This window comes from Candidatus Stygibacter australis (assembly GCA_030765845.1).
GTDB lineage: Bacteria > Cloacimonadota > Cloacimonadia > Cloacimonadales > TCS61 > Stygibacter > Stygibacter australis.
Map to the genome: position 1 here is coordinate 1 of JAVCDJ010000111.1, position 4,909 is coordinate 4,909.

A 4,909-nucleotide genomic window follows, 5' to 3' on the forward strand; every position below is an offset into this window, starting at 1 on the left:
AGGCTTGTCTTAGCTTCTTCCAGTTTGTCATAACGCAGATAGTCATCTGCCATCTCTTGGTAAAATTCTGCATCACGCATCTCTTCAGGTACATATTGAGCATATTCCACTGCTTTCAGCCGTTCATCAGCCCAGCGCAATCCATTAATCAAAAATAGCAGTGCTTCATTATAAGAAGCAAAGCCTGGCACGTTATCTATCAAAAATAGAAGTGAGCCTAAAACACCAAGTTTGCTGCCATGCTCAAATTCCACCCGGGCAAAGTGATACATAACTTCCGGCTGGTTGTAAGTGATTTCATTGCGAAACTGGCTGTATTTCTCATAAGCTGCCTGGGTATTACCTGAATGATAATAATATTCTGCCAGCTTGATCTGAGTCCGAAAATATTCCCCTTCTGATATCCGATCATCCTTATGCAGGTTTTGCCATGCTTCAACTAATTTCAAGGTATCTTTATCTGCTTCATATTTATCTGCCAGTTCCAGTAAAAATTCATTATAGGCTTCGCCATCGGGATATTTTTTCAAGTAATTTTCCTGCCGGGAAACAACGTCTCTGCCATGCCCACTGATAATGAGTAGTTTTTTGATTTTGATCTCTTCTTTTCTGTCTTCAGGCAAAGTGTCACCCAGATTAAAGGATATGGTATTAACTTCTAAGAGCAGGTCATCATAGGGTGCTTTTTCATTACCAGCATTCCCCATATTATCCATGATGATATAGGTTGAGGCAATTTTTTCTGCCTGGCTCAAAAGAATTAGTGCTTTTCGATAGCCGGTTTCCGGACTGCTTGCTGATAATAGCGACGCTCCCCTGGCAAAATCTTTCAGATCATACGCCAGGATTTCTGCCAGATTTTCCTGCAATAATGCCGGATTATTATACTCAAGATAAGTAGAGAGTGAATTCAATAATTTCTTGAAACCCTGCTCATAATCTTCCAGTTCATATTTGCGGATATACTCAATACTCTTCTTTATGTAATATTCCTGACCTTCAATTTCCGCCTCTTTCAGATTGATGCTTTCCAATACTCTCAGTGCTTCGGCATAATCACCCAGTTTACTGTAACAATCAGCTAAAAGGCGTTTTGCTATAAACTGATAATGGGGATTTGAGTAATTTGTGATGATCTGTCTGCAATAATTCATGGTCATATCATAATTATTAAATCGGCTATGGTAAATAAAACCGATATCCAAAAGTATCTGAGGAGCATTTTCTGGATTAAACGGTAATATTTTCTGCCAGTAATCTATTGCTTCCTTATAGCGCCCCTTTTTTTCGGCAATCTTCCCCGCAAGATAATAAGTTTCTGACTGTAGCTCCCCTGTATTTTCCTCAGATAGCAGTTTATCTACTATTTTCTGGCTTTCACCACTATTTCTTGCTGAAAAATATCCCCAGGCAATTGCCAGTTCATACTTGCCTTTCAACTCGCTTTCACGCATCACTTTATCAAAAAGCTGGCGATTGTCAGTTACTTTGGCATACTGCTTCAATTGCAGCGCTGTATTCAAATATTGCAGGATGAGCTCATCCAGATCATCAGCATTATTATATTTCTCCACCATTTCTTCCAGATTCTGCATGGCTGACTGATAGTTCTCTGTTTCCAGATAATCATTTACCAGCCGCTGCCGCATTCGCTTTTCATATTGTCGCGGTACTGTCTCCAGCAGTATCTTCTCCAGCTCAATTATCACTGCCTGAATGCCTTTTTCCTTTTCCAGAAGCTCCATCTGCAGATCGATCATTTGCCAGCGAGCATCCGATTGAGGATAATCATCAGCAATCTGCTTCATTATCTGCCTGCCTTTATCAGCATTATTATCAGCAAAACTCGCTTTAGCTACCAACAGTAGAAGTTCCGGCACTTGATCATTTTCACTGTAATTCCGCACCAGAAGTTCTCCATGTAGGATCGTGCTGCGATAATCATTCAGCAGATAATAACAGTTCACATAATCCACAAGTGCCAGTTTGCTGTATTGTGAATTGGGATAATTCTCGATCAGATCTTCAAACTGGGTGACTGCTTCCTGATATTTATCCTGTTCATACTGCATCAGGGCAAGATAATATTGATAACGGTCTGGCTTATCAGTTCCCGGATAAGCTCGCATTAACCTGGCAAAAGACGATTCCGCCTTTGCCCAGTTTTCCTGAGTTCTATAGCTTTCACCAATATAAAAGAGGGAGGTTTCTGCTTCCTCACTGGTGGGATATTCATCGATTACCTTTTGAAATTCCACGATAGCTTCTTCATATAAACCATCCTGATATAATTCCAGGGCAAATTGATAACTGGCGCAGAACAATGCCAGGGGGATCAATAGTATTATGATAAGCAATAAATGCTTCATCTTTCCTCCATTACAGTTTTAATTACCTGATGGCATACTTTTTAACTATACCACCCCACTGTAAAGTAATTTTCTGTCAATCAGGAAGATTTTGACCACCTATAAAGTTGCCGGACAGACCACGGCATAACATTATAATGTCATGCCGTGGTCTGTCCGGCAACCTTATAGGCACTTAGTAGGGACTAAATGGACTGGATGGACGCTATGGACGTAGTGATAGAGGCTGTTTAGGATGATTTTGTTGTATCCAGACCATCCCTGGTCTGGGATTTAGGAATTGATATCTAAATCAAAGTCAAAACTTCTGCTTGGCGGGGAGTGGGTATTGAATTAGGATGGTATTTCCTGACTAACTTAAGACCGGGGTAAAACAGAATCCTTCTCAAGTCATTTCGATGAGTACATCGCCATAACGTATAACTGGCAGGGTGCTAATTCTATATTATGATATAATACATTCTTTAACAAAAATAATTTTATTGTCTTGACAGCATTTTGGCAGATGTACCATATTCGGATTTGAATCAAAAAAGAGATAATATCTATTGAGGAAACATAAATGAGTGGAAAACACGGCAAGAACAAAGATTCTCTAATTTACTATATATATATATATATAGGGCAGTAGAATTATACGAATACTGGAGACTGTTATGGATTCACCAGGAAGATAGATTTAAATTTGGCTGATCAGGTGGCTTCAAATATTTGAAGCGATACGATTGATAAACATGTTTACGGATTAATTTTATTGATTTTGATTTCATAAAAATAAAGAACTGCCTGAACACTATGAATGAACAGGCAGCTATGAAACGATAAAACAGTTTTAAATTACACAGGAGATAATTATGTGTAAAGGAAAAATTTATATTTTAGCATTAATTATGCTATTACCCATATTGCTATGTGCTATTACCCTCTACGTAGATGATGATTATACCTCGACTACTCCAGGATGGGGTACAACTCATTTTGATGGAATACAGAATGCAATTAATGTGTATTCAACTGGAGATGTTATATTTGTATATCCGGGAATATATTATGAAGCAATCAGAAATTATGCAAACCAGACTTATATACCAGTTGTTATCAGGAGTAATTACAGTGTTAGCGGTAATTGGGAGGATGTGGAAAACACTGTAATAGATGCTTATGGGCAGAATGATGTAGCAGTGAGTTTTTATAGAAACGCTGGTGGAGTTAACTTTGATGTGGAATTGAATGGCTTTACTGTAAAGAATGGAACCAGGGGAATTCGTGCTAATAGAGTATATGCAGATATTTTGAATTGTATTGTTGAACACAATGGTGATGATAATAATGGTGGGGGATTATATACCCTTAATATGAGCACATCAACAATAGAGAACTGTATTTTCAGGAATAATGAAGCGGATAATGGTGGTGGAATATACTCATATAATTCATCAGTAATAATTGATAATTGTGAATTCTATAGCAATGAAGCAACTGCAGGAAAAGGTGGAGCGATATGTTTTGATTATAGAAGTGAAGGTTGTAAGCATTTAGCTATTTCTCGGAGTATTTTTTACGAAAATACTGCAGATGATTATGGCGGAGCAATATATTACCCAGGTTGTTCAAGTCAAACCTTACCGGTACTTGAGATAGATTTCAGTACCATTGCAAACAATGCAGTAACTACCGGAAATGGAGCCAAGGGATTAGATTTGGGTACTGATTATGATTATTACAAATCAGCTTTAATTGAGAATAGCATTTTTTCTGAAGCTTCACCAAATATTTCCACATCCACTTACACTTGTGATATCAATTACTCTTGCCTGAAAAATGGTTGTGATAACTCAAATGCAGATCTTTCAAACTGTATAACCAGTGATCCTGATTTTGTTTCAGCAGCTAATGATGATTATCACATCAAGTGGGGCAGCGGCTGTATTGATACTGGGGATCCTAATGCTGATGAAGATGATGATTACAGCCCTGCAGATATGGGCATTTACCCTTATCAAAGAGATCATTTTGATATGACCAGAGTAACTTACAGATGGATTTGCTATCCCAGGCTGGATGTTTCTGACGGGGTTAATAATGGTGGGCAATACGATTATCTCTGCCCTGATGCTGCGATGGATGCATTCTGGAGTACCGTGCCTAATGTTGTAGATATCTTTGATCAGTGGAATCCCGAAACTGGTGATGAAGTTTGTGAAGGAGTAAACGATGAAGGTGATCTTGAATGGACACCTCTTAATTATCCATTTTTCAGCTTTAGAGGTATTAAAGTTCAAACAAACTGGCAATTTTATATTGGTGGATATCTAATGGACCCATATTACGAATTTGATGACCTTACTGCTAATGCAGATAACTGGTTAGGATATTTTCTGGAAGAGAGCCAACATGTGGAAGATGCCATTGTCAAAGGAGTGATGGATGATCTTCTGGAAATCAGAACCCAGACCTGGTCATTGATAAGGGCTAACACAACCATAGAATGGCAAATTAGTGTGAATTATACTTTCAATTATGGTGATCTGGTGATCCTG

2 protein-coding genes are annotated in these 4,909 nt (G+C 38.3%); one reads left to right on the forward strand and one right to left on the reverse strand.

Annotated features, from left to right (window positions below):
- A partial coding sequence (locus RAO94_05740) for a tetratricopeptide repeat protein (GenBank protein ID MDP8321832.1) occupies positions 1-2,369 on the reverse strand: 2,369 nt, incomplete at its 3' end.
- Between the two features lie 854 nt (positions 2,370-3,223).
- On the opposite strand from RAO94_05740, the gene RAO94_05745 reads away from it, so the two are divergent.
- Positions 3,224-4,909: hypothetical protein (locus tag RAO94_05745; protein MDP8321833.1), on the forward strand; the 1,686-nt coding region annotated here is incomplete at its 3' end.